At 35.6% G+C, this 26446-nt stretch carries 22 protein-coding genes; 15 read left to right on the top strand and 7 right to left on the bottom strand.

All coding sequences use genetic code 11. The features are described from left to right. Positions 1-52: 52 nt before the first annotated feature. Entirely contained in the window at positions 53-760 is a 708-nt protein-coding gene (locus tag AC2A1D_RS01800) for an AAA family ATPase (RefSeq protein WP_484041954.1), read from the bottom strand. Between the two features lie 730 nt (positions 761-1490). Between AC2A1D_RS01800 and dgt the strand changes: the two genes are divergently transcribed. Together dgt and AC2A1D_RS01790 are read left to right on the top strand one after the other, a co-directional pair. Continuing rightward, a complete protein-coding gene (dgt, locus tag AC2A1D_RS01795) occupies positions 1491-2846 on the top strand; it encodes a dGTP triphosphohydrolase (RefSeq protein WP_484042325.1) in 1356 nt (451 codons plus the stop codon). A gap of 50 nt (positions 2847-2896) precedes the next feature. Next, positions 2897-3802: an SPFH domain-containing protein gene (locus AC2A1D_RS01790; protein WP_484041953.1), complete on the top strand. Its 906-nt coding sequence runs from the start codon at positions 2897-2899 to the stop codon at positions 3800-3802. A gap of 72 nt (positions 3803-3874) precedes the next feature. Here the strand turns inward: AC2A1D_RS01790 and AC2A1D_RS01785 are convergent, their stop codons facing one another. Together AC2A1D_RS01785 and AC2A1D_RS01780 are read right to left on the bottom strand one after the other, a co-directional pair. Then, a complete protein-coding gene (locus tag AC2A1D_RS01785; RefSeq protein ID WP_484041952.1) occupies positions 3875-4405 on the bottom strand; it encodes a DUF4136 domain-containing protein in 531 nt (176 codons plus the stop codon). A gap of 2 nt (positions 4406-4407) precedes the next feature. Further along, entirely contained in the window at positions 4408-4590 is a 183-nt protein-coding gene (locus AC2A1D_RS01780) for a C1orf53 family protein (RefSeq protein WP_484041951.1), read from the bottom strand. A 43-nt stretch (positions 4591-4633) separates the two neighbouring features. Here AC2A1D_RS01780 and AC2A1D_RS01775 point away from each other — a divergent pair, with 43 nt between their 5' ends. The 4 genes from AC2A1D_RS01775 to hemL all read left to right on the top strand — a co-directional run bounded on the left by AC2A1D_RS01775 (position 4634) and on the right by hemL (position 8318). Further along, positions 4634-4960 (top strand): hypothetical protein, encoded by a 327-nt coding sequence (locus AC2A1D_RS01775; protein WP_484042324.1) that lies wholly within the window; start codon positions 4634-4636, stop codon positions 4958-4960. A 40-nt stretch (positions 4961-5000) separates the two neighbouring features. Continuing rightward, positions 5001-5909, top strand: a complete 909-nt coding sequence (locus tag AC2A1D_RS01770; protein WP_484041950.1) for a 1-aminocyclopropane-1-carboxylate deaminase/D-cysteine desulfhydrase — start codon at positions 5001-5003, stop codon at positions 5907-5909. Between the two features lie 12 nt (positions 5910-5921). Further along, positions 5922-6965, top strand: a complete 1044-nt coding sequence (locus AC2A1D_RS01765) for a glucosaminidase domain-containing protein (protein ID WP_484041949.1) — start codon at positions 5922-5924, stop codon at positions 6963-6965. A gap of 78 nt (positions 6966-7043) precedes the next feature. Beyond that, positions 7044-8318 carry a glutamate-1-semialdehyde 2,1-aminomutase gene (gene hemL, locus AC2A1D_RS01760; RefSeq protein ID WP_484041948.1) on the top strand — a complete coding sequence of 425 codons (1275 nt, stop codon included), beginning with the start codon at positions 7044-7046 and terminating at the stop codon, positions 8316-8318. 110 nt (positions 8319-8428) lie between these two features. On the opposite strand, the gene AC2A1D_RS01755 is transcribed toward hemL, so the two are convergent. Both AC2A1D_RS01755 and AC2A1D_RS01750 read right to left on the bottom strand, forming a co-directional pair. Next, complete coding sequence (locus AC2A1D_RS01755) at positions 8429-12229, bottom strand: fibronectin type III domain-containing protein (protein ID WP_484041947.1); 3801 nt, start codon at positions 12227-12229, stop codon at positions 8429-8431. 110 nt (positions 12230-12339) lie between these two features. Then, entirely contained in the window at positions 12340-13257 is a 918-nt protein-coding gene (locus AC2A1D_RS01750) for an AraC family transcriptional regulator (protein WP_484041946.1), read from the bottom strand. 183 nt (positions 13258-13440) lie between these two features. On the opposite strand from AC2A1D_RS01750, the gene AC2A1D_RS01745 reads away from it, so the two are divergent. The 3 genes from AC2A1D_RS01745 (at position 13441) to AC2A1D_RS01735 (ending at position 17037) form a co-directional block, all read left to right on the top strand. Next, positions 13441-14970: an aldehyde dehydrogenase family protein gene (locus tag AC2A1D_RS01745; protein ID WP_484041945.1), complete on the top strand. Its 1530-nt coding sequence runs from the start codon at positions 13441-13443 to the stop codon at positions 14968-14970. A 348-nt stretch (positions 14971-15318) separates the two neighbouring features. Continuing rightward, entirely contained in the window at positions 15319-16356 is a 1038-nt protein-coding gene (gene adhP / locus AC2A1D_RS01740; RefSeq protein ID WP_484041944.1) for an alcohol dehydrogenase AdhP, read from the top strand. Between the two features lie 297 nt (positions 16357-16653). Then, on the top strand, positions 16654-17037 hold the full coding sequence (locus tag AC2A1D_RS01735) for a DUF779 domain-containing protein (RefSeq protein ID WP_484041943.1): 384 nt from the start codon (positions 16654-16656) through the stop codon (positions 17035-17037). A 28-nt stretch (positions 17038-17065) separates the two neighbouring features. On the opposite strand, the gene AC2A1D_RS01730 is transcribed toward AC2A1D_RS01735, so the two are convergent. Continuing rightward, positions 17066-18265 (bottom strand): dicarboxylate/amino acid:cation symporter, encoded by a 1200-nt coding sequence (locus tag AC2A1D_RS01730; RefSeq protein ID WP_484041942.1) that lies wholly within the window; start codon positions 18263-18265, stop codon positions 17066-17068. Positions 18266-18460: 195 nt separating this feature from the next. On the opposite strand from AC2A1D_RS01730, the gene AC2A1D_RS01725 reads away from it, so the two are divergent. The 4 genes from AC2A1D_RS01725 (at position 18461) to AC2A1D_RS01710 (ending at position 22294) form a co-directional block, all read left to right on the top strand. After that, positions 18461-19012 (top strand): ferritin, encoded by a 552-nt coding sequence (locus AC2A1D_RS01725; protein WP_484041941.1) that lies wholly within the window; start codon positions 18461-18463, stop codon positions 19010-19012. A gap of 161 nt (positions 19013-19173) precedes the next feature. After that, positions 19174-20265 (top strand): redox-regulated ATPase YchF, encoded by a 1092-nt coding sequence (gene ychF, locus AC2A1D_RS01720; RefSeq protein ID WP_484041940.1) that lies wholly within the window; start codon positions 19174-19176, stop codon positions 20263-20265. Between the two features lie 226 nt (positions 20266-20491). Further along, positions 20492-21439, top strand: coding sequence for a helix-turn-helix domain-containing protein (locus AC2A1D_RS01715; protein WP_484041939.1), 948 nt, complete (start codon positions 20492-20494; stop codon positions 21437-21439). A gap of 90 nt (positions 21440-21529) precedes the next feature. Then, the gene (locus tag AC2A1D_RS01710) at positions 21530-22294 is read left to right on the top strand and encodes an SDR family NAD(P)-dependent oxidoreductase (protein ID WP_484041938.1); all 765 of its coding nucleotides are present in this window, start codon (positions 21530-21532) and stop codon (positions 22292-22294) included. 71 nt (positions 22295-22365) lie between these two features. Here the strand turns inward: AC2A1D_RS01710 and AC2A1D_RS01705 are convergent, their stop codons facing one another. Further along, a complete protein-coding gene (locus tag AC2A1D_RS01705; protein ID WP_484041937.1) occupies positions 22366-23514 on the bottom strand; it encodes a methionine aminotransferase in 1149 nt (382 codons plus the stop codon). Positions 23515-23594: 80 nt separating this feature from the next. On the opposite strand from AC2A1D_RS01705, the gene AC2A1D_RS01700 reads away from it, so the two are divergent. Together AC2A1D_RS01700 and AC2A1D_RS01695 are read left to right on the top strand one after the other, a co-directional pair. Then, positions 23595-24377 (top strand): TIGR00266 family protein, encoded by a 783-nt coding sequence (locus AC2A1D_RS01700; RefSeq protein WP_484041936.1) that lies wholly within the window; start codon positions 23595-23597, stop codon positions 24375-24377. A 131-nt stretch (positions 24378-24508) separates the two neighbouring features. Beyond that, positions 24509-26407 carry a DNA topoisomerase IV subunit B gene (locus tag AC2A1D_RS01695; protein ID WP_484041935.1) on the top strand — a complete coding sequence of 633 codons (1899 nt, stop codon included), beginning with the start codon at positions 24509-24511 and terminating at the stop codon, positions 26405-26407. Positions 26408-26446 lie beyond the last annotated feature (39 nt).

Here is a 26446-nt window from a genome sequence, read left to right as displayed (position 1 = left end):
TCTAATACTAACCGTTTCGACGCTCGCTTCGCTCGCGCCCCTTCCTCTTTTCTTATTCCACTTTTTCCAGTTTCTCAATCAGATTTCCTTTCACTACAGTAAAAGCATAATCTTTGGCTTCGGCAAAAGAGATGTTGTATTTTCTTGGAATATTTCTCATTTCTTCGGGGAATTTAGAAAGTAGATCGTCGTAATAATCGTCTAAAAATTGTTTTGAAGGCATTTCGTAATTAATTTTCAACTGAAATCTTCGTAAAATAGCGGTGTCGATAATTTCCGGATGATTGGTTGCACAAAGTAAAAGTGCGTTTTCAGGGTAATAATCAATAAGCTGAATGAGGGTGTTTACTAATCTTCGCATTTCGCCCACATCTTTATCGTCGCTTCCTCTGGCTTTTCCGATTTGGTCGAGTTCGTCAAGAAATAGAACGGAGCGTTCTCTTCCTGCTTTGTCGAAAATCATTTTGATGTTTTGGGAAGTTTCGCCAATTCTGGAAGAAACGATATTGCTAAGATTTAGGATAATGATATTTTTATTGAGAGCATTTGCAATGGCTTTTGCGGTCATTGTTTTTCCGCAGCCAGAGCTTCCTTCGAGAAGGATTTTGTTGTTTACGGGAAGTCCAAATTCTTGAAGTTGTTTTACGTAGGTTTGTTCTTTTACGAGTTGTACAATTTGTTGTTTATTTTGAGGTGTTAAAAAAATATCGTCAAGTTTTATTTCTTCTTTATCCTGAATAATAAGGTTGTACAAATTCATTATTTTTTAATTTTTTTGCAAAGATAAGGCTTCGCGGCTGATTGTTGCAGGTATTTATTGGGGTAAAGTGCAAAAAAAAATCAAACTCTTAGGTTTGATCATTTGTAAAAAATAATTTAGTGAAAATGAAAGATTTTCAATATGAAAATGTAAATCTGTAAAGTTTTTTCAATAGCAGTAAAGATTTTATAATTAGTTGCTTTCCTTTTTAACGGTTGCGAAATAAGAAGAAACTAATACTGCACATGTTGCTATTCCGATGTAAGCTATCATAATTATTGATTTTGTAATTATATTAAAATTTGTTGCGAATTATTTAATGCAAATTTACGGTAAAAATTAAAACCTGCAAACTCTCAAATATGATGTTTGTCAATGTTTTTACTGGTTTTCAGGGTGTTTTAAGGCTTGTTTATATTGGTTTTTTTTAATTGTATTAGCTATTTTAGGTTTAAATTTAATTATTAAATTAATAAAAAATTATGTAATTGATAATTTTAAATGAGGATGTGTTGTGGAGTTGTTAATTTGAATAATTATCAAAATACTATGCTTTACATTTTGAATAATGTAATTTTTAATAAAAAGTTAACATAAAATTTAATTCAGATTTTCGCCTTACTTCAATTTTTATCCACAATAAGAAGGAGGGGTTTGAAAAACGGATTTTATGAGAAAAATTCAAATAAAATTATTTTAAAAATAAAATTTGATTTAATTTTGAAAAATGATGGATTTGAATCAGATTTTTACCAGCCAACGTACCGGTAATAATCCTTATACAGCGGCTTCACGTACAGATTTTCAGAGAGATTTTGACAGAATAATATTTTCTTCAGCATTCAGAAGATTACAAAATAAGACCCAGGTTTTTCCGCTTCCGGGAAGTGTTTTTGTGCACAACAGACTTACGCACTCTCTTGAAGTTTCTTCGGTAGGCAGAAGTTTAGGAAGTATTATTGGAGATTTTATAGTAAAAAATTACAGCAATGATTTGGATGAAGATGCGAAAGTTTTTTACTCACACAATCTCAGCAACGTAATTGCGGCAGCTTGTCTTTGTCATGATGTGGGGAATCCTGCTTTTGGGCATTCTGGAGAAGATGCTATTGCAAGTTATTTCGATAAAAACGAAAGTCAAATAAAAACCAAATTCAACGAAAAAGAATGGGCAGATTTGGTGAATTTTGAAGGAAATGCCAGTGCAATTCGAGTTCTTACGCATCAACAACAGGGAAAAGATTTGGGCGGAACGCAGTTAACGTATTCTACATTGGCAAGTATTGCAAAATATCCTTGTGAAGCAGTTGCGAAAAAGAAAGGCATTCTTCACCGTAAGAAATTCGGGTTTTTCCAAAATGAAAAAGAAACTTTTTTAAAAATTGCAAAGGCAACACAACTCGTTGAAGAAAACAACGAACCTTATATTTTTAAAAGACATCCTTTTGTTTGGTTGGTAGAAGCAGCCGATGATATTTGTTATAATATTATCGATATGGAAGACGCGCACAGATTAGGCATTGTTTCTACTGCCGATTGTGAAAATCTTTTTCTGGAACTTGTAAAATCTGAAACAGACGATATCCAAAGAGTAAAAGATAAATTGGTTCTTATCTCTAATGATAATGAAAGAATTTCTTATCTGAGAGCAAAAGTAATTAATGCTTTAATAAACCAGTCTATCGCAATTTATAAAGCGAATTTTGATAAAATACTAAAAGGTGATTTAGATAAAGCTTTGCTTGATGTCTATAAATCTGAAAAAGATGCTTTAAAGGATATTGAATCTTTCTCTATCGCAAAAATTTATAATCATAAAGCAGTTGTAGAGATTGAAAACGCTGGTTACAACGTAATGTACGAGCTTCTAGATCATTTTATCCCTTCTGTTTTGAAGGCTAAAGATGAAGTGAAATCTTACGATAAGATGGCTTTAAAACTTCTGCCTAAACAGTTTGTTTATGAAGAAGGATCAGATTATCAAAAGGTTTTAGGTGTTATTGATTTTGTTTCTGGGATGACGGATAATTATGCAACCGACCTTTATCGTAAAATTAAAGGAATTGATATCGGTATGACGATGTAGATTCAAAACAATTTTGTATCTTTTCGATAAATATTTAAAATCACAAAATTATGTATCCATTTTTAGGAGTTATTGTCTTTATCGCTCTTGTCGTTTTATTGGCTTCATTTTTTATCGTAAAACAAGAAAGTGCGGCAATTGTAGAACGCTTAGGAAAGTTTCACTCTGTGCGCCACGCAGGTTTACAGCTTAAAATTCCTTTTATCGATCAGATTTCAAGAAGAATGAATCTTCGTATTCAGCAATTAGATGTAATTATTGATACCAAAACTTTAGACAATGTATTTATCAGAATGAAAGTTTCGGTTCAGTATCAAGTCATAAGAACTCAGGTAGGAGATGCGTATTATCGTCTTGAAAATCCTGAATCTCAAATCACTTCTTTCGTTTTTGATGTTGTAAGAGCTGAAGTTCCGAAAATGAAGCTTGATGATGTTTTCGTAAAGAAAGATGATATTGCAGTTGCGGTAAAAGGCGAGCTTCAAGAAGCGATGAACAGTTATGGTTATGATATTATTAAAGCTTTGGTGACAGATATTGATCCGGATGAACAAGTGAAACATGCCATGAACAGAATCAACGCTGCTGAAAGAGAAAAAACTGCCGCAGAATATGAGTCTGAAGCACAAAGAATTAGAATTGTTGCCGTTGCAAAAGCAGAAGCAGAATCTAAAAAGCTTCAAGGACAAGGTATTGCAGATCAAAGAAGAGAGATTGCAAAAGGTCTTCAAGAATCTGTAGGAATGCTTAATTCTGTAAATATTAATGCTCAAGAAGCTTCAGCTTTAATAGTGGTAACGCAGCATTATGATACTTTACAAGCAGTAGGCGCCAATAATAGAAGTAATTTGGTTTTGCTTCCTAACTCGCCGACAGCCGCAAGCGGAATGCTAAATGATTTAATGGTTTCGATGGCTGCAACTCAAAAGCTTGACGAAATTAAAAGCTCAAAATAGAATTGATTTACTTATATAAAAAAATCGGAGCGGCCAAAGGCCGCCCCGATTTTTATTTAGTTAAATATTTTCTTATTTTTTCTTCATTTCTGGAGGATAATTAGCCATAATTTCTTCCATAATTTGAGGGATTTGTTTTTCTTTAGTTTTTGGTCTATCTACAGAAATTCCGCTACCGATGCCTTGCCAAACCAATTTCTGAGTTTGTGCATCAATCATATCAACAATTACAGCACCTTCGTTGTAGTTGCTTGTCCAGGTTCTGTTCATTCCAACTCCCCATCCGAAAGGTCCGCCCCAACCGTACATTCCGTATGGATTAGAAGAGTTTATTTCTGTAATTTTTTTATGATTTGCTTTTACGTTTATAATCAGATCAGGATTTTCTCCAGACTGTAAACCTTTCGCCTGCAATTGTTTTGAAAGCTCGTTCAAAACTCTGTCTTTATCGATATCGTTTATTTTTAAATCATCAATTCTTAATTTGTAAGTTTTGTAAGAACTGAAGTTAGCGCTTTGTGCATAATCTGATCTTACCTGAAAAGGGCTGCAAGATGCAAGTCCTAAACTTGCTGCAAGTAGAATAAAAATATATTTCTTCATTTTTATTTATTTTTTTTAACGTTTTTAATAAATGTGTCTGTCTTCTTATCGTATCCGTACGGGCAATGTTTGCAACCACTTTTACAGCAATAACCGCGTTTCAGATGAAATTTTTCTGTAAAGACTTTATATCCCTGTTCATTGTAATAAAAGTCTTCGTTTTCTTTGATGTCAAATAGAGTCATAAAGTTAAATGCTGAAATTCAAAAAACTTATATATTTGTGTTTATGATTATTGTGTGCCAAAACTTTCTCAAAAATACAAAAATAAATGGCATTACGCTATATCCTTTTATCTTCATAAAAAATCCTGAAGATAAGAGCAATAAAGTTCTTATTAATCACGAGAAAATACATCTTCGTCAACAACTTGAGTTGTTGGTGATATTTTTTTACATTTGGTATGTGGTGGAGTATTATTTTTGGCTTTTAAAATTAAAAAATCCACAAAAAGCGTATCGCAGAATTTCGTTTGAAAGAGAAGCATATGCAATGGAGCATGATTTAAATTACCTTAAAAAGCGCAGAATTTGGGCTTTTAGTAAGTATTTTTAAATAATATAGACTAATTTTGTAGTATAAAGATTTCTTTATAATGCAACTGCAAATTCCTTCACAAAGAATTCCAATACAGGAAATCAAACTAGACAAAAATATTCAGCTCTTTATTAAAAGAGAAGACCTTATTCATCCCGGAATTTCAGGAAATAAATATTGGAAATTATTCCACAACATCAATCAATATTTTGAAACTTTACCCGAAAAGCCTCTAATTATTACTTTTGGTGGCGCATATTCCAATCATATTGCGGCAGTCTCAGAAGTAGGAAAACTATTTGGTATACGTACTTTAGGAATTATTCGAGGGGAAGAGTTAGAAGCCAAATGGCGTGAAAATCCAACCTTGGTTTTTGCGAAAAATAATGACATGAATTTGAGGTTTGTAACCCGTGAAGAATATAGAAATAAAGAAAAACTAGCCGATTTTTTAGCGGAAGAATTTAAAGATTCCCTAATTATACCCGAAGGCGGCACCAATAAAACTGCCGTACAAGGCATTAAAATGATGCTGAATGACGATACAAAAGATTTTGATTATCTTTGCACTGCAGTCGGTACAGGAGGAACTGTTGCAGGGCTCTCTAGTTTTTGTGAAGAAAATCAGAAAGTTATAGGATTTAATGTTGTTGAAGATTCTTCGCTTCAAGATAAAATTTCAGAGTTAACTTTTAGACAGAATTTTAGTCTAATCTCTGCAGCATTTGGCGGTTACGGAAAAATAAACGACGAAAATGTGCGTTTTATCAATAACTTTAAGAAAGAATTTAATATTCCATTAGACCCGATTTATACAGGGAAAATGATGCAAAAAGTTTTTGAAATGATAGAGCAAAACCTTTTCGCCGAAGGAAGCAAAATTCTTTGTTTCCATACCGGTGGTTTACAAGGAATAGAAGGTGCAAACCGACTTTTAGAAAGACAAAACAGAAATTTAATACTTTAAAAATTGAAAAACATGAAAAGACTTTTCACTACTGTAAGCCTTTTAGTTTTATCAAAATTCTCGGCTCAGAAATGGGCTACAGAAGACCAATACATTCAGAAATTTGCACAGTATGCAGTAGAAGAAATGGAAAAATATAAAATTCCGGCTTCTATTACACTTGCACAAGGGCTTTTAGAAACGGGTGGCGGACAAAGTCGTCTCGCTCAGGAAGGTAAAAACCATTTTGGCATTAAATGTAAAGAAGAATGGACGGGGAAAAGCATGAAACACAGTGATGATGCTCCCAATGAATGTTTCAGAGTCTACGATGATGTAAAACAATCCTACGAAGACCATTCTATTTTTTTAGCAACCCGTAAATATTATGCTAATCTTTTTAATCTTGATATGAAAGATTATAAAGCTTGGGCACATGGTTTAAAAAAAGCAGGATATGCCACAAATCCTAAGTATGCAAGTATTTTAATTAGCAAAATTGAAAAGTATAAGCTTTACGAATTTGATAATGTAAATTCAAAAGAAGTAAACTTTGCTATGCTGAAAATGTATCCGGATTTAAAGGATGATCAAACATTTATGGCTGCAATGGAAGCAAAAAATGCCGACAAGAAAAAGCCTGTAAAAGCAGAAGCTCCAAAGAAAATTTATGCAGAAACTCCTAAAAAAGAGCGTGTAAAAACAAAATCTGAAATACTTAATTCTATTTTAATTAAAAGCCATCCAAACGGTGGATTAAAGTATGTAGTGATTCCTGAAGATACAAGTGTGCAATTTTTGGCAGCGAAATTTAAAATCAGTGAAGATAAGCTGATGAAATGGAATGAGCTCGATACTAATATGTTGAAGAAAAACGAAATTGTTTTTCTTGAACAAAAAAACACCCACGGAAATACTGCAACATACAAAGCTGAATCTTCTGAAAATATGCATGATATTGCACAAAAATTCGGGATAAAATTAGATAAGCTTTATGCAAAAAATAGAATGGATGAAGGGCAAAAGCCTTCTCCTGGGCAAGTTATTTACCTTATCGACAAGAAACCCAAAAATTAATTAAATCAATATAAAATAATTTGCCGGCTGAGATTTCGTAACAGAATTCTCTCCGGCAATTTTAATTTCAAAATAGCTATGAGATACCAAAGAAGTTCGGCTTTATTTGATGAAGCAAACCAATACATTCCGGGAGGAGTAAACTCGCCTGTACGTGCTTTTAAATCTGTTGGAGGAGTTCCTGTTTTTATGAAATCTGCAAAAGGGGCATATCTTACCGATGCAGACGATCATGTGTATGTAGATTACATCAATTCTTGGGGGCCTGCAATTTTGGGACACACTCATCCTGAAGTTTTGGAAGAACTTAAACTGCAAGCAGAAAAAGGTTTTTCTTTCGGTGCCCCTACGGAACTCGAAACTGAAATTGCAAAATTCATCACAGAAAATGTTCCGAATATCGACCAAATTAGAATGGTTTCTTCTGGTACGGAAGCTTGTATGAGTGCAATTAGATTGGCAAGAGGTTTTACAGGAAGAGACAAAATTGTAAAATTTGAAGGATGTTATCATGGTCATTCAGATTCTTTCCTGATTAAAGCGGGAAGTGGTGCTGCAACTTTTGGAAATCCTAATTCTCCAGGTGTAACGGCAGGGACAGCGAAAGATACTTTATTAGCAAGATATAATGATTTGGAGCAGGTTCAGGAACTTTTTAACCAAAATTCTGGTGAAATTGCAGCCATTATTATTGAACCTGTTGCCGGAAACATGGGATGTGTTCTGCCCGAAAATGATTTTCTTCAAAAACTAAGAACGCTGTGCGACGAAAACGGAACTTTATTGATTTTTGATGAAGTAATGACTGGTTTCAGACTTGCTTTTGGAGGGGCTCAAGAAGTTTTTAATGTAAAAGCAGATTTAGTTACTTATGGTAAAGTGATTGGAGGCGGCCTTCCTGTTGGCGCTTTCGCGGGTAGAAACGAAATTATGGACCATCTTGCACCAAAAGGAGGTGTTTATCAAGCGGGAACTTTAAGTGGAAATCCTCTTGCAATGAGAGCCGGATTGAAGACGCTTCAGTTGATTAAAAATGATGCCGAGTTTTTCAATAAACTAGCAAAAACAACCGAAACTTTGGATGTAGAATTTGGAAAAATTTTAACAGAGAAAGGAATTCAGTATAAAATCAATAGAAACGGTTCGATGATGTCTGTGTTTTTTGATACTGATAACGTTTCAAATTTTGATGATGCTATGAAAGCGAATCATTCTGAATTCAACAGATTCTTCCACCACATGCTAGAAAACGGAATCTATCTTCCGCCAAGTGGTTATGAAACATATTTCATTAGCGACGCAATTAAAGACAAAGAAATTGAACTTACTCTTGAAGCGGTAAGAAAGTTTTAAGTCTAGGTTAAAAAAAATAAAGAAGTTGAGGTTGAAAAGCTTCATCTTTTTTTATCCAAAAAAAATAGCTGCTTTTTAGGGCAGCTATTTTATAATTATAGAGTAAGAAATTATTCTTTGATGAATTTTTTCTGAACAGTAATGTTCGCATCTTCAATATCAATTACGTAAAGACCGTTAATCAATCTGCTTACGTCAATTTTATTGTTAACAATTAAACCTGAAGCGAGGATTTGTCCTGCTGCGTTGTAAATTTTATATTTTGCTTTTACGCTAATATTTTTAACGTTAAGAACATTTTTTACAGGGTTTGGATAAAGAATTACCTGTGTTTGATCTAGTGTGTTAATTACAGGTTTTTTCTGAATTCTAATGGTGTAATCTTCCACTTCTCCATCTGCAAAGCTTGTACAGTTTACTGGGATACCATCTTTTTGCATCGCCACTCTCATTACTACATATTTGTAATCTGTAGTGCTTACGAAAGCGTCTTCAGGAACTGTGAATGCTGCACTTGCAGAAGAAGCATTATTTGGCCCGTTAGAAAGTACTTTTTCGTTTACATCAAAGTATCCGTTTCTGTTAAAGTCTATCCAAACAGCCACACCTGAATTAGAACCTGAAGCAGAAGTTTTATCTACTTTCACTACGTTACCTTGCGAACCTTGAACTAAAGTAATAAAGGTTGAAGGAGTTCCCGTAAAGTCTGAATAAGTTGTTGCTCCTGTTGCGTTTGTCATTGCTGTACCGTTGATAGGAGTTACTGTCACTTTATTAATATACTCACTAGCTGAATTACCTGAGCTCATTGAACAGTAGGTAATTGTTGGCGTGGTGAAATAATATAACGGTGTCCAGCTTCCTGGCGTAGTACCACAGATGTTTGCCACCTGCATTTCGTATTTGGTTAATTCTGTAAGACCAGTAATAGTATACGTATTTGTATTTACTGTTACCATCGTCCAACTAGGAATTCCTACTTTTCTGTATCTTAAGATATAATTACCAGTAGCACCAGTTCCTGTATAAGCGTCCCAAACAACTTCTGCCATTGTTGGCGTAATTTGAGTAATAGTTAAACCTGGAGGTGCAATATCACATACTCTTACGGTAGTAAATACTTGTGGGTTAGACCACTGGTTCGGAGTTGTTTCTCCTACGCAGATGTTTCTTACCATTACTTCATAAGTTTTATAAGAACTTAAACCTGTAATTGTATATGAGTTTGCTGGTGGTTGAGGAGTTGTTGTTGGTGCGCTCCAACCTGTAGTTCCCACTTCTCTCCATCTAATTTCATAGTTTGCACTTACTGCTAAAGGCGCCCATGTTACCAATGCTGAAGTTGCAGTGATATTGGTTACTGTAACATTTGGTGGAGTAGGATCACATCTTGTTGTAAATACATTATGAGAATAAGTTCCTGCAACATTTTTACAAACTGCAGCTACTTCAACTTCATAAGGAGTTGCAGGTAAAAGGTTTGTAAGTGTGGTTGTGTTTGTCGTTGCTGGGAATGCTGCTGCAGCAACGTTTACAGTTTGCCAAGTTGTACTTCCAATTGGTCTGTATCTTACGATATATGTAGCACCGTTTATGTCCTGATTCCAAGTAACAACCGCAGAGTTGTGGGTAATGGTTCCAAGAGTAACGGTAGGAGTGGCATTGTTACAAATTAAAATTTTAATATTATCAATCGCAGCAGGAGGTTGAGTACCACCACTTGCGTCATTTCTCCATTCAAATACCAATCTCATGGTAGTACCTGCAAAACTTTGTAAGTTGAAGTTTTGATTTACAAAATTCTGCCAGTTAGCTTGTTGGTTGTAATTTCCACCTACCTGTAATCTTCCAGTTGCGGCAGTAATTTGAGTTCCTGCAGTAGGAGTAAATGATGCCGGAACCATCCAAACTCTTAGATAGTCGAATGAGCTTTCTCCAACTGCTTTCCAGTCAAAATCAAATTCTACTGTAGTTGTTCCTGCAGGAACAGCGATATCTCTATATGCATGTACTACAGAAGTAGAGTTGATGGTATAAGCATTCGTTACACCCGCATCATTAGAAATATACAGACCATTAGCTGCGTTTCCTGCAGCTGCTCCTTGAGCCCATTTGTTAACCATTGTTCCCGTTGTAAATCCGAAACCACTCGCATTTGTAAATGTTTGAATGTAAGGGATTGTTGCTGGGATTTGAGAGGTAGTAAACGAAGGACCTGTAATCCAGATACTGATATCTGTAGAGCTACAAACAGCTCTTACCCAGAAATAATATGTTGTATTTGGAGACAAGGTCGTTAAAGTTACACTTGTTGCCGTAGTCGTTCCAGTAGGTGTTGTAGTTGCTACAGGCGGAGTCGGGCTTGTAGAAACGTAATATTGATATCCGTTTGCCGGAGCCGGATTGGGAGCAGTCCAATTTAAAATAGCGCCTGTTGCGGTAACTGTACCAACAGCCAATGCTGTAGGAACTTTACAAGTTGGGATCAATAAATTGATGTTGTCGATCGCTGCAGGAGGTTGCGTTCCTACACTTCCATCGTTTCTCCATTCAAATACCAATCTCATCGTTGTACCTGCGAAGCTTGAAAGGTTTACGTTGGTATTTAAATAAGATTGCCAAGAATTTTGAAGATTCATATTCCCACCAATCTGAATTCTACCTGTTCCAGTTGTAATCTGTGTTCCAGCTACAGGAACAAAAGTTGTAGGCACAAGCCAAACTCTGAAGTAGTCGCAACAAGATTCCCCTTGAGATCTCCAATCAAAACTTAAAATAGCAGGTGAAGCTGCAGTAGTTCCTGCAGGGATGGTAAAATCTCTATAAGCTTGTACAGTACTTCCTGTAGTGATGGTATAATCATTAGAAGTACCACCATTATTAGAAATATAGATTGAGTTTCCGGTATTTCCGGCAGCAGAACCATAAAACCATTGGTTGGTTTGAGTTCCGTTTGTAAATCCAAAATCATTTGCTGTAGTAAAATTTTGGCTATAAGGTAATGTGGCCGGAATCTGAGTCGTTGTAAATGTTGAACCGCCTACCCAAATACTATTATCTGTTGTACTACATGCAGCTCTCACCCAAAAATAATAAGTTGTATTTGGGGTAAGTGGAGTAATAGTTGCGGTTGTTGTAGTGCCAGAAACAGTTCCAGAAGGGGTTGTCGTTGCGTTTGGCGCAGTTGAACTTGTTGAGTAATAATATTGATAACCTAACGCTGGAGCAGGTGTAATTGCCGACCAAGAAATTGTTGCCGTTGTTGCTGTAGTACCCGTAACAGATACTGTCGCAGGTGGCGGACAAGTCGGAATCTGTAAATTGATATTGTCAATTGCTACCGCAGGTTGTGTTCCTGCACTTGCGTCATTTCTCCATTCGAAAACCAATCTCATCGTTGTGCCTGCAAAACTTGAAATGTTTAAATTGGTATTCAAATAATTTTGCCAACTGCTTTGTAGGTTGTAGTTACCTCCCAGCTGAATTCTTCCAGCTCCTGGAGCAATCTGAGATCCTGCTGTAGGAGTATAAGTTGCGGGTACTAGCCATACTCTGAAATAATCGAAAGAACTTTCTCCTCCAGATTTCCAATCAAAACTTAAAACTGAGGAAGTTGCTCCTGAAGGAATTGTAAAGTCTCTGTAAGCTTGCACGGTACTTGTGCTTGTTACGGTATAGTTGTTACTTACCCCTACATCATTCGAAACGTAGATTGATGAAGCTGCGTTTCCTGTGGCTGTTCCATAAGACCATTTATTGGTCTGTGTGCCATTTACGAATGTAAAGTCATTCGCTGTACTGAAATTCTGCGAATACGGCAAAGTTGCCGGTGTCTGTGCATGAACCAGATTCAAAAATCCAGCATATACAAAGGCGGTAAGCAGAATAAATTGAGTAAAAAATTTATTCATACAAAGTTTGATTTTATATTATAAGCAAAATTACGTCTTTTGTAATTTATACTTAATTTCAAATATTGTATGTAAATTTCTTAAAATATTGATATTATGATTAATGAAATTTATTTTTGATGATTATTTTGAAAGGATTTTGGAGTTAGACCTACTAACTGTTTAAATACTCTTGTAAAATAATTTGTATCAGAAAATCCGGTTTGAAATGCAGTTTCTTTTATACTGAAGTTTAAGAGTAATAATTCTTTAGCTTTTATAATTCTTTCCTGTAAGATAAAATCATTTGGCGAAGTACCCAACTCATCTTTAAACATTCTGAAAAAGTTAGATTTGCTCACATAAGTTAGTTTCGCAATAGTGTCAATAGAGAGTTTTTGATGAAGGTTTTTTCTGATATAATCTACCGCAAAACCGATTCTAGATTTATTTTTTGCAACATTTTTTTCCATCATTCCTCTCGCTTGCGTCTGCATCAAGCGAATCAGCAGTTCCTTTAAAGCAAAATCTGCCATAATATCTTTTTGAGAATTATCATCCATTGCAATTCTCATAATATTATTGGTTGCAGAAGCTAACGATTGATTGTTGAAAAGAAAATATTCATTAAAATCAATATTCCAGTTAGAAGTTTCATCAATTTTAGGAAGGTTGTAATTTAAGTGGTTCAAAGAATCTTCAATAAATTCCGGGTTTAAGCTCAGCGAAATACATTGTGAAGGGGTTTCGTCTGCTTCTGGAAAATCGATTACCATGGTTTCTCCGGGCGAAACGAGCACACTTTCTCCTGGAAAATAATCAAAATATCCGGTTTTGTTTTCAAGTTTCATGTGTTTTTTTCCACGAAGCATTGCGGTGAAGGCAATCGTGTCAAAATGCAGTTTTATATCATAAGCAGACGCATGAGTTTCATAAATACTGAATTCACAATTTTTTAAATTGAATTTAGTTTGGTTCTCTACCAAGCTGATTAGTTGGTTTTCTCCTTTTAATTCAGGCTTTTGTAGCAAATATTTATGATCATTCATTTTTGATGATTTTTTAGTGTGAGCGCTATTTCAAATATAAATATTTAAAAATAAACAGAAATGTTAATGAAATTATAAAATTAAAGCTTTGCACGATTTTGAAGTTTTTTTATAGGATTGTGCTATTTGATTTTGCTTGATGTCTGTAACTTGGCTTAACAGAAAAATTAAAATTCAAACAAAATGAGTACAGCAACACAAGAACAGTCGGCTACTTTATTACAATGGCCAGAGTTTAAAAATCAATACAATAATTATATCAACGGAAAATTTACAGCGCCTACAAACGGACAGTATTTTGATGTAATTTCACCGGTTAACGGGCAAGTTTTCACACAAGCAGCACATTCTTCAAAAGAAGATTTGGAAGTGGCGGTAAACGCAGCATCCGAAGCGTTCAAAACCTGGAAAGACACTTCTCCTACAGAAAGAAGTATTATTTTAAATAAAATTGCGGACAGCATCGAGCAAAATTTAGAGTATTTAGCAACAGTTGAAACTATTGACAATGGTAAAGCGGTAAGAGAAACTTTGGCTGCAGATTTACCTTTGGCGGTAGATCATTTCAGATATTTTGCTTCGGTAATTAGAGCTGAAGAAGGTTCTCATAACGAGCTAGATAAAGATACGGTTTCATTAATCGTTCACGAACCACTGGGAGTAATCGCACAAATTATCCCTTGGAATTTCCCAATCTTAATGGCAGTTTGGAAGCTTGCGCCAGCTTTAGCAGCAGGAAATTGTGTGGTTCTGAAACCAGCAGAAAGTACTCCCATTTCAATTATGATTTTAATGGAAATTATTGGCGATTTGCTTCCTGCAGGTGTTGTAAATATTGTAAATGGTTTCGGAGCAGAATTGGGAAGAGCTTTGGTTACCAATCCGAAAGTGGCAAAAGCGGCATTTACCGGTTCTACAGCAACAGGAAGAATGGTAATGCAATATGCGACAGAAAATATTATTCCGGTGACTTTAGAATTGGGAGGGAAATCTCCAAATATTTTCTTCAATTCGGTAATGGATGCAGATGATGCTTTTTTAGACAAAGCGATTGAAGGAGCGGTACTTTTTGCACTTAACCAAGGCGAAATTTGTACTTGTCCGTCGAGATTATTGGTTCAGGAAGATATCGCAGATGCGTTTATCGCAAAAGTAATCGAAAGAGTAAAAGCTATCAAAGTAGGAAACCCTTTGGATAAGACTGTAATGATGGGAGCTCAAGCTTCAAAAATTCAAAAAGATAAAATCCTTTCTTACATCAAATTAGGGAAAGAAGAAGGAGCCGAAGTTCTTGTTGGAGGCGACGAAAACAATGTTGGAGAAGGCTTAGAAAACGGATATTACATTCAGCCAACAATTTTTAAAGGACACAACAAAATGAGAATCTTCCAGGAAGAGATTTTCGGACCTGTTTTGGCGTTCACCACTTTCAAAAACGAAGAAGAAGCGTTAGAAATTGCCAACGACACTATTTACGGACTTGGAGCAGGGGTTTGGACGAGAGATGCGCATCAATTATATCAAATTCCGCGTCATGTAGAGGCGGGTAGAGTTTGGGTCAATCAGTATCACGCTTATCCTGCAGGAGCGCCCTTCGGAGGGTACAAACAATCAGGAATCGGTCGTGAAAACCACAAAATGATGCTCGATCATTACCGTCAAACCAAAAACATGTTGATTTCCTACAACAAAAACAAATTAGGTTTCTTTTAATTATTAAATATATTAGGGCGTGCCCGTTTGCCTTGGCTTTTGGCCGAGGCAAAACGGTCGGGCTATTCAGGGCTACACTGCGTTTCGGTGCTCCGCTTCGCTCCGCACTCTCGCCTTCGGCGAGACCCTTACTATCCCTCACACAAAAAACTCGCCCAGATTAAACCAATATGCAGATTTAAAGAAAAAATATTTTCACGCTTAAATCAATTCTATTGATACTCTTTGCTCACTAAAATCATAATCACGAAGAATAAAAACTTTGCGTTAAAAAAAGCTCACGCAAATTTAAAATCCGCGAAAAAAACAGTTTAAAGATTTTTCAAACTAACTCATAAAAAACAAAATATGATCCCAAAAACCATGAAAGCCGCAGTCGTTCAAGGCTACGGACAACCCTTAAAAATTGAAGAAGTTCCCGTAAGAGAACCTGGAAGATACGAAGTATTGGTAAAAGTAATTGCCTGTGGCGTTTGCCATACCGATTTACATGCTGTAGACGGTGATTGGCCGGCAAAACCCAAAATGCCTTTAATTCCAGGCCATGAAGGGGTAGGGATTGTTGTTGCTTGCGGTCCGGAAGCTATGGTGAAAGAAGGAGATGCGGTTGGAGTTCCATGGTTGTATTCAGCTTGTGGTTGTTGTGATTATTGCATTACAGGTTGGGAAACACTTTGTGAAGCTCAAAAGAATGGAGGTTACAGTGTAGATGGAGGTTTTGCAGAGTATGTAATTGCAGATTCAAGATATGTTGGTCATTTAAAATCAAATGTTAACTTCCTTGAAATTGCTCCAATTTTGTGTGCCGGAGTTACCGTTTATAAAGGGTTGAAAGAAACAGAAACAAAACCTGGAGAATGGGTTGCTATTTCCGGAATTGGTGGTTTAGGTCATGTTGCAGTTCAATACGCAAAAGCAATGGGAATGCACGTTGCAGCGATTGATGTGGCAGATGATAAATTAGATTTAGCGAAAAAATTAGGAGCAGATTTAGTGGTGAATGCCAAAACAACCGATCCTGGAGAATATCTTCACAAAGAAGTGGGCGGAATGCATGGTGCTTTAATTACCGCAGTTTCTCCTATCGCTTTTAAACAAGGGATTGATGTTCTCAGAAGAAAAGGAACGATTGCTCTAAACGGACTTCCACCGGGTTCTTTTGAACTGCCAATTTTTGAAACGGTGTTGAAAAGAATTACCGTTCGAGGTTCTATTGTGGGAACCAGAAAAGATCTTCAGGAAGCTCTCGATTTTGCAAATGAAGGTTTGGTAAAAGCAACTGTAACTCCCGCAAAATTGGAAGATATTAACGATGTTTTTGATAAAATGAAAGCCGGACAGATTGATGGCAGAATTGTTTTAGATATTGCAGGTACTGCAAGCTAAATTATATAGTTGGTTGGTGTTCGGCGGAGAAATTCGCCGAACTTTTTTAACTTTAAATAACCTATCATTAAAATGACTTCGGAAATGGAGGCGTTAAGAAAATTTAAATTTAATCCGTTAAAAAATTCCCACTGTTTGAGCACGGCAAGAATTTTCTTTAGAGGAAAAATTATTCAGTCCGTGCGAGTTTTGGGAATTTTAGGATTTAATTTCAATTTTTAGCCAGAGTTTCCAAGTCTTGAATTTTTGTTTCTTTTGTTTCAAGATAAAAGAAAAATAATATGAAATTATTATAAAATGGAAGCTAAAATATCACGACTCTCGGTAACAGAAAAAGCACTCGAAGTGATTTGGGAGTTAGAAAAGCAATATGGCGATTTGATGTTTTACCAAGCAGGAGGTTGTTGTGAGGGTACGCAGCCGCAATGTTTTGAAAAAGGGGGGTATTTCCCAAGAATGAACGATGCGATGATTGGAACAATCAACGGACATGAATTCTGGATCGATCGTGATCTTTTCGAATATTGGAAATATTCACACTTTACTTTGGATGTTCTTGATGGTTTTGGTCCGGGTGGATTTTCTTTGGAAACTCCTTTAGGAAAAACCTTCAAAGTTCATTATAGATTATTTACTCCAGAAGAACTGGAAAATTTAGAACCGGTAAAAAGAAGTGAATAGAAACCTGTGAATGTAATTAAGTGAGAAATCAAACCTTCACAAACCGGCTCACAAACATCGCTGCAACAACATCTCCAACGGCGTTTAAAACAGTGGCTAAAGGATCCACCAAAGTTCCGATAATCATTACGGCAGGAATGGCTTCTTTCGGAAGTTGATATACGGAAATCATCAACATTTCGCCAATATACCCTCCATTTGGAATTCCGCCGGCAACAATACTCACAAAAACGGTAATTCCTAAAGCCAAAATTAAATTTGAAGGCTCAAAAAAATCTTTTCCTATAATTAAAAAAGCAACATAAATTTTAATAATGGAAGACATGGAAGAGCCATTTTTATGAAGCGTAGTTCCGATAGGAATCACAAGATTGGCAATTTGATTAGGAATTCCAATTTTTGAAGCTGCTTGTAAATTTGCGGGCATCGTTGCAAAACTGCTGCAAGTGCTTAATGCAGTAAGAGTTGGATAAATTGCATTTTGCCAAAAACTTTTTACACCGTTCTGTCCTTTTGCGAGAAAAGCATAGAGCGAAAAGAAAACGATAAAATAAATAATTCCTGCAATATAATAAAGTCCTAAAGGTTTAGCATAAAAACCAAAAAGTTGAGGCCCTAAAGTCGCAACTTGATAGGCAAAATACGCTCCCAAACCAATCGGAGCAACTTTCATTACGATTAAAAGTAATTCTTTCATTACTTCGTAACCCGACGTGATGAATGCTCTGAAAACCTGTCCTTTTTCGCCCACTTTTCTTGCGGAAAAGCCAGTCATAAAAGAAAAAATAAGCAAAGCCAACATGTTTTGTCTTGAGAAAAGCTGTGTAAATTCTCCCACAGTAAAAAATCCTACAATTCTATTTCCCCAACTATCGTCGTTAGAAGTTGCTTCAACAATTTCCTGACTTCCGGAAACGCCAGAAACAGGGAAAAGATAAACCGCACAAATGGTAAAAACTGCTGCGGTTAAAATGAAAAACAGAAACGTAAAAGCCATTGTAGCTATTATTTTTCCAAATTTCGATTGCTGTTCTAGACTTGAAATAGAATTGGCGACCGCAAAAAATACCAACGGAACAACACTTACGAATAGCAAATTCAGGAAGATGTCTCCCAAAGGTTTTATGTATTCTACCAACGACGGAGAAACAATTCCGATGATGCTTCCGATGGAAATTCCCAGTAATAGAAGTAAAATTCCGGAGTAGTTTTTTAAGACTTGTTGCATTCTTAGTGATTTTATTCAAATATAAGTCAATAAAATGATTCTTTAATATAAGTAAAGGTTTGAGGTAGATTTTAACTTTATCAGACAGAGACGTACCACATCTTAGAATTTCTATAAATTAATGTATTTGTCTTTTAAAATTTCTGACGGAATCATTTTTGTAATCATTAAGTTAATCACTAAAAATATAAAATTATGAACACCAAAAGACTTTCTGCTACAATAGAGCAGGCTCTAAGCGATCAGATGAATAAAGAAATTCACGCCGCACATACTTTTTTATCTTACGGAATTTGGGCGGATGATAATGGGTATCAAGGGATTGCTAATTTTCTTTACCGACATGCACAGGAAGAAAGAAATCATTCAATAAAATTTATGGAATATGTTTTAAACAGAGGTGGAAAACCAAAAGTAACTGCAATTCCTGCCCCTCCGAAAGATCCTAAAAGTTTGACCGAATGTTTCAATAATGTGTTTAAAGATGAAGTAGATAATACAACGGCTATTTATAATATTGTAGACCTTGCTCTCGCTGAAAAAGACTGGGCAACTTGGAATTTTATGCAATGGTTTGTACAGGAGCAGATTGAAGAAGAAACTTTAGCCGCAAATTTAATCGATAAATTAAAAATTGCTGGTGGAGATCGTGCAACAGACGAGTCGTTGTTTACTTTAGATAAAGACTTAATGAATTCTCCGGATGAGGTTTCGCTTGCTCAGGAAGCTACAGGAGATAAGCCTTAAAATATTCAAGATTCTTTTAAATATAAAATCTGCCTTTTTTGGGTAGATTTTTTTGTTATGATTCTGTCTTTTATTTCATTATCTTTGCAGACTTAAAATTCAAGTTTAGAGTTTATTTATTGAGAAACTTTAAACCGTAAACCTTAAACATTCAACTTACTATGAAATGTGGAATCATAGGATTGCCAAACGTAGGTAAATCGACCCTTTTTAACTGTCTGAGCAACGCAAAAGCACAGTCGGCAAACTATCCTTTCTGTACTATCGAGCCCAATTTGGGAACGGTTTCTGTACCAGATCAAAGACTTTTTGAGCTTGAAAAATTAATTAATCCTGAAAAAGTAATTCCTGCAGTTGTTGAAATTGTAGATATTGCAGGTCTTGTGAAAGGTGCTTCTAAAGGGGAAGGTCTTGGAAACCAATTTTTGGCAAACATTAGAGAATGTGAGGCGATTATTCATGTTTTAAGATGTTTCGACAACGGAAATATTGTACACGTAGAAGGTTCGGTAGATCCTTTAAGAGATAAAGAAATTATCGATATCGAGCTTCAATTGAAAGACCTTGAAACAGTAGGAAAAGCAGTTGAAAAAGCTAAGAAATTCATTAAATCTGGAAAGAAAGAAGATATTTTAGCTTATGAAACGCTTCAAAATCTTCAAAAACATCTTGAAAACGGAAGCAACGCTAGAGAATTCGCTACAGATGATTTCACTAAAGCAATCATCGGAGACGTTCAGTTGTTGACGAATAAGCCGGTTCTTTATGTTTGTAATGTAGACGAAAATTCAATCAAAAACGGAAACGAATGGATCGGAAAGATTGAAGAAATGGCAAAAAGAGAAGGCGCGGAAATCGTAGTTTTAGCAGCTCAAATTGAAGCAGACATCAACGAATTGGAAACTTTCGAAGAAAGAGAAATTTTCTTGGAAGAACTCGGTCTTACGGAGCCGGGTGTAAACCGTTTGATTAGAAAAGCGTATGATCTTTTGAAACTTCAAACGTATTTTACAGCGGGAGTTAAGGAAGTGAGAGCTTGGACAATCGGGCAAGGTTGGACGGCGCCACAATCTGCAGGAGTTATCCACACAGATTTCGAAAAAGGTTTCATTCGTGCAGAAGTTATTGGCTACGAAGATTTCATTACTTTCGGTTCTGAAGCAAAGGTGAAAGAAGCTGGGAAAATGAGAGTGGAAGGTAAAGAATACATCGTGAAAGATGGCGATGTCATGCATTTCAGATTCAACGTGTAAGACTTGGAATATTAAAAGTTAGTGATATAAAATAAAAACGCTTTCAAATGTAAATTTGGGAGCGTTTTTTTATTTTATTAAAGACAATAAAGCTGCGAAGCAGCGATATATTGGTAGCTATTGAAATAATATGAATTATTCAGGAGCAGCGAAGCTGCGACATCTTGGTGTGAAATAATTAAACCCAAATAAAAATCACTACATTTGAATTTTACAAATCGCCATCATGGAGAAAACATCTTACGCTATTAATGCTTCTTTGGAAGATTTTTATAGAGAAATTGCCGATAAAATGGGAAAAGATGTAGAAGAACTTCTACCTCAAGGTTTACATAAAGATATTGGTCATTTTAATGTTTTTGATATTGCGCAAACTATTGAAAGGTTGCGTAATACTAGTGAAATGCCTTACAACAGGAGGAAATATTATAAGGTAAGTTTAATTCGAGGCAAAAACAGAGCAGAATATGCAGATAAAATAATCTCTATTGAAAAGAATGCGCTGCTTTTTGCAACTCCAAAAGTTCCTTATAATTATGTTCCCGAAGATGAAAATCAAGGAGGAACTTTTTGTGTTTTTACGGAAGAATTTTTCATAAAAGACCGTGCTCATCATAGTTTGCAAGATTTACCGATTTTTCAGCCGGGGAATATTCCTGTATTTGAAATTGATGATGCTCTTGCTGATGAAATTCAATTGTTATTCAATAAAATAAAAAATGAAATTGCTTCAGATTATATTTTTAAATACGATTTAATCCGAAATTATGTGGTAGAACTCATTCATTACGGACAAAAACTGCAACCTGCTTCCAAACTTTCTACATCTAATGATTCTTCGATGCGCGTCGTTTCTTTGTTCATCGAATTGTTGGAAAGACAGTTTCCTATCGAAACTTCAGAACAAAGACTTCAGTTGAAATCAGCGAAAGATTTTGCCGACAGATTGGCGGTTCACGTTAATTATTTGAATAAAAAATTAAAAGAAAGCACCGGAAAAACTACTACAGAAATTATTGCAGAAAGAATTGTGCAAGAAGCAAAAATTCTTTTAAAACAAACACAATGGACGGTTTCTGAAATTGCGTATGCTTTGGGTTTCGAAGAAATTGCTCATTTTTCTAATTTTTTCAAGAAAAAAACTTCACTTGCGCCATTAGAATTTAGACTCTGATTTGAATTTTGCAAATTTCGGTTTGATTATGGCAAAAACTTTACCTTGAATTTGTCTCAACTTTGTACCATCAAAAAGAAATCATAAAAAATGGAAACAACAACAAAAATTGCCTTAGTTACAGGCGGAAGTAGAGGTTTAGGAAAAAATGCAGCCTTAAAAATTGCAGAAAAAGGTTTAGATGTAATCATTACTTATAACTCTGATAAGGAAGCGGCGGAGAAAACTGTTGAGGAAATTAAAGCTTTAGGAAGAAAGGCGATTGCGTATCAACTGAACACGAAAGAGGTAAAATCTTTCGACGAATTCGTAAAAAAAGTCGGAGATCATCTTGAAGAAAATACAGGAAGCAGAAACATCGATTTTTTAATCAATAATGCAGGAACGGCTTTGTATCAACCGATTATGGAGGTTACAGAAGAGCAGTTGGATGATATGGTTAATATTCATTTTAAAGGAGTTTTCTTCCTTACTCAAAAGTTTTTACCATTCATGAACGACAATGGCGGAATCATTAATTTGTCTTCAGGTTTGGCAAGATTTGCTTTACCGGGTTCGTCGGTTTATGGTTCGATGAAAGCAGCGGTTGACCAACTAACGAAATACATGGCGAAAGAATTGGGCGCGAGAAAAATTAAAGTTAATGCAGTGGCTCCAGGAGCGATAGAAACCGATTTCGGAGGCGGAAGAACGAGAGACGATAAAAACATGAATGCTTTGGTAGCGAGCAATACCGCACTTGGAAGAGCAGGTTTGCCGGATGATATTGGTGGAGTAGTCGCTTTCCTTTGTACTGAAGAAGCACGATGGATTACCGCTCAAAGAATTGAGGTTTCGGGCGGAATGTTCTTCTAATTACTGAGTTAATATTTTCGCTGATTGGCGAATATGTGTGTTCACAAATTTGCTAATCAGCGAGTTTTTATTTAAATTTTAGACAAATTTTCCAAAGCTTTTTCCAGAGTTTCATCTTTTTTTGCGAAGCAAAGTCTTATCACATTTTCATTCAGTTTGTCTTTATAGAAAGAAGAAAACGGAATGGTTGCAACTTTAAAATTCTTGGTAAGTTCATGCGCAAAATCGATGTCTTTTTTATCTGAAATTCGACTGTAATTTACAGCTTGAAAATACGTTCCTTTACAATCTAGAAGGTCAAATTTCGTTCCCGAAAGTCCTTTTCTTAGCAAATCTCTTTTTTGTTGAAAGAAAGAATTTAAACCTAAAAAATGCTCATCATTTTTCATGTAATCGGCAAAAGCAAGTTGAATTGGCGTATTCACAGAAAAAACATTGAATTGATGCACTTTTCTAAACTCATCTGTAAGATTTTTTGGCGCGGCGCAATATCCAATTTTCCAACCTGTAACGTGGAATAATTTTCCGAATGATGCAACTAAGAAACTACGGTTTTTTAATTCTGGATATCGGCAAATACTGAGGTGTTTTTTTTCGTCAAACACGATGTTTTCGTACACTTCGTCGCTCAAAATAAAAATTGAAGTTCCGGTCACGATTTTTACAAGTTCTTGCATGTCGTTTTCGGTAAGAATTTTTCCCGCAGGATTGTTCGGATTGTTTAAAATTATCAGTTTTGTTTTGTCTGAAACCAATTTTTTTACTTCATTCCAATCGATAGAATAATTAGGAGCAGTCATTTTAAATCTTTTCACGATACCTCCAAAAAGCTCTACTGTAGGTTCATAGCAATCGTAAGCGGGTTCAAAAATAATCACTTCATCACCATCTTTTACCAAAGTAGCAATCGCCGTAAAAATCGCTTGAGTTCCTCCTGCGGTAACGGTGATTTCTGTGTCGGGATGATAAATGGCTTGATGAGCATTTTCAATTTTTTTTGCAATTTCTTCCTTTAGCGGTAACATTCCGCCCATTGGTGCATACTGATTGAATCCTTTTTTGATGTAATGGTCTACCAATTGTAAAAGTTCATCATCTGCAGGGAAATCTGGGAAACCTTGTGAAAGATTAATCGCCTGGTTTTCGTTTGCAAGTTGAGTCATTTGGCTAAAAATGGTAGTCCCTACATTGGAAAGTTTAGATAAAGGAAGTTGTATCATTGCTAGATTTTGAAATTTAAATATCTAAAATAGGGGATTTTTGAACAATAAGAGAATAAAAATTAAATAAAATACTAAACATGAATAATCACGAAATAGATTTTCGCATTCACGGGGAAGAAATGCAATGCGTGGAAATTGAGCTCGACCCTCAAGAAAGCGTAATTGCAGAACCTGGAAGTTTTATGATGATGACGGAAGGTGTTCAAATGGAAACGCTTTTCGGTGATGGAAACGAAAAAGGAATCATGGGAAAGCTTTTTTCAGCAGGAAAAAGAATGCTTACTGGGGAAAATCTTTTTATGACGGTTTTTACCAATGTTTCTCACGGTAAAAGACACGTTACTTTTGCGGCGCCATATTCGGGAAAAATTATTCCTTTAGATTTAAGCGCTTTAGGAGGAAAGGTTATTTGCCAAAAAGATTCGTTTTTATGTGCAGCGAAGGGTGTTGCGGTTGGAATTGAGTTTCAGAAAAAATTGGGAACCGGTCTTTTTGGTGGCGAAGGTTTCATTATGCAAAAACTGGAAGGAGACGGGATGACTTTCGTGCACAGTGGTGGTCACGTGATCGAAAAAGTGCTTCAACCTGGTGAAGTTTTAAAGATTGATACGGGTTGTATTGTTGCATTTACGCAGACTGTTGATTATGATATTCAGTTTGTGGGCGGAATAAAAAATACGCTTTTCGGAGGAGAAGGTTTGTTTTTTGCGCAACTTCGAGGTCCTGGAAAAGTTTGGATTCAAACCTTGCCGATTTCACGTTTGGCTTCCAGAATTTTACAATATGGCGGTCCGAACAGGAAGGAAGAAGGGGGTATTCTTGGTGGATTAGGCAATTTACTCGACGGAGACGGGTTTTAATATAGAGAAAGCATATCGAAAGATGTGCTTTTTTTGTGAAAATATTTTTGAAAAATTACCCAAAAATGTGCTTCAAAATTCGGATTTCTTTGTTCTAATTCGTATTTTTGTATGTTTACTGATTATTATATATGTCACAGAATTTACAGTCTAATTATTCCGAAGAAAATATCAGAACTCTCGAGCCTCGAGAGCACGTTCGTTTAAGGCCAGGAATGTACATTGGGAAGCTTGGAGACGGTTCTTCGGTGGATGATGGTATTTATATTTTGCTGAAAGAAGTTCTCGATAATTCTATCGATGAATTTAGAATGAAAGCCGGAAAAAGAATTGATGTAAAAATTAAAGAAGGAAACGTAATTGTTCGAGATTACGGTCGTGGAATTCCCTTGGGAAAAATTGTGGATGTAGTTTCCATAATGAATACAGGTGGTAAATACGATGATGGAGCTTTCAAAAAATCAATCGGATTGAACGGAGTGGGTACAAAAGCAGTTAACTTTTTATCGACTTATTTTAGAGTGAAATCTGTGCGAGATGGCAAAATGAGAATTGCTGAATTCCGTGAAGGAAGATTGGATATTTTGCATGATGAAGCCGAAACTTCCGAAAGAAACGGTACCGAAATTACTTTTCTACCCGATGATAGCATTTTTATAAACTTCAAATTCAGAAATGAGTATGTAGAAAAAATGCTTCGCAACTATACGTATTTGAATTTAGGGCTTAAAATTTATTTCAATGGGGAAGTTTTCGAATCTCAAAATGGTTTGAAAGACTTGTTGGAAGAAGAAATAGATGGCGAAATTGTATATCCTATCATTCACATTAAGGATGAAGATATGGAATTGGCGATTACGCATTCTGATAAATCTCAGTCTGAAACTTATTTCTCCTTTGTTAATGGGCAGTACACGTCACAAGGAGGTACGCATTTGAATGCTTTTAAAGAAGCGTATGTAAAAACAATTCGAGAGTTTTTCAATAAAAATTTTGATGCTTCAGATATTAGAAAAGCTATTATTGGAGCAGTTTATATTAACGTTGGAAATCCTGTTTTTGAATCTCAAACGAAAACAAAATTGGGGTCTACAACAATGGGGCAAGACAAAGATGGAAAAGAATTAGAAACCATCAAGACTTTTGTAATCAATTATTTAAAGAGTAAACTTGATAATTTTTTACATAAAAACCCTGAAATTGCAGACGCCATTCAGCGTAAAATTTTAATTTCTGAAAGAGAAAGAAAAGAACTTTCCGGAATTCAGAAATTGGCAAGGGAAAGAGCGAAAAAAGTTTCTTTACACAATAAAAAACTGCGCGATTGCAGACAGCATTACAACGACCAAAAAGCCGAAAGAAAGTCTGAAACTCAGATTTTTATTACAGAGGGAGATTCTGCATCTGGTTCAATCACAAAGTCTAGAGATGTAGAAACGCAGGCGGTATTTTCTTTAAAAGGGAAACCTTTAAACTGCTATGGTTTAACCAAAAAAGTGGTGTATGAAAATGAAGAGTTTAACCTTCTACAAGCCGCTTTAAATATTGAAGAAAGTTTAGAAGATTTACGATACAACCAGGTAATTATCGCAACAGATGCCGATGTTGATGGAATGCACATTCGTTTGTTGATGATTACGTTTTTCCTTCAGTTTTTCCCTGATGTGATTAAAAACGGACATTTGTACATCCTTCAAACGCCTTTATTTAGGGTAAGAAATAAGAAAGAAACCCGCTATTGCTATTCTGAACAAGAAAGAGTAAAAGCGTTGAATGAATTGGGAAGAAATCCTGAAATTACACGATTTAAAGGATTGGGAGAAATTTCTCCGGATGAGTTTAAACATTTCATCGGAAAAGATATTCGCCTTGAACCGGTTGTTATCGGAAAAGACCAAACCATTGAGCAGCTTCTAGAGTTTTACATGGGTAAAAATACGCCGGATAGACAAACCTTTATCCTCGAAAATTTGGTGGTAGAGGATGATTCAGAAATTGATAAAAAAGAACTAATGCCTGAAGCCTTATGATGTAGATTCTTTAAAAAAAAATGCAAAAAACACACAACA

This window comes from Chryseobacterium sp. HNCC26DJ239, assembly GCF_057180445.1.
This window is presented reverse-complemented; position numbering and strand designations above follow the sequence as displayed.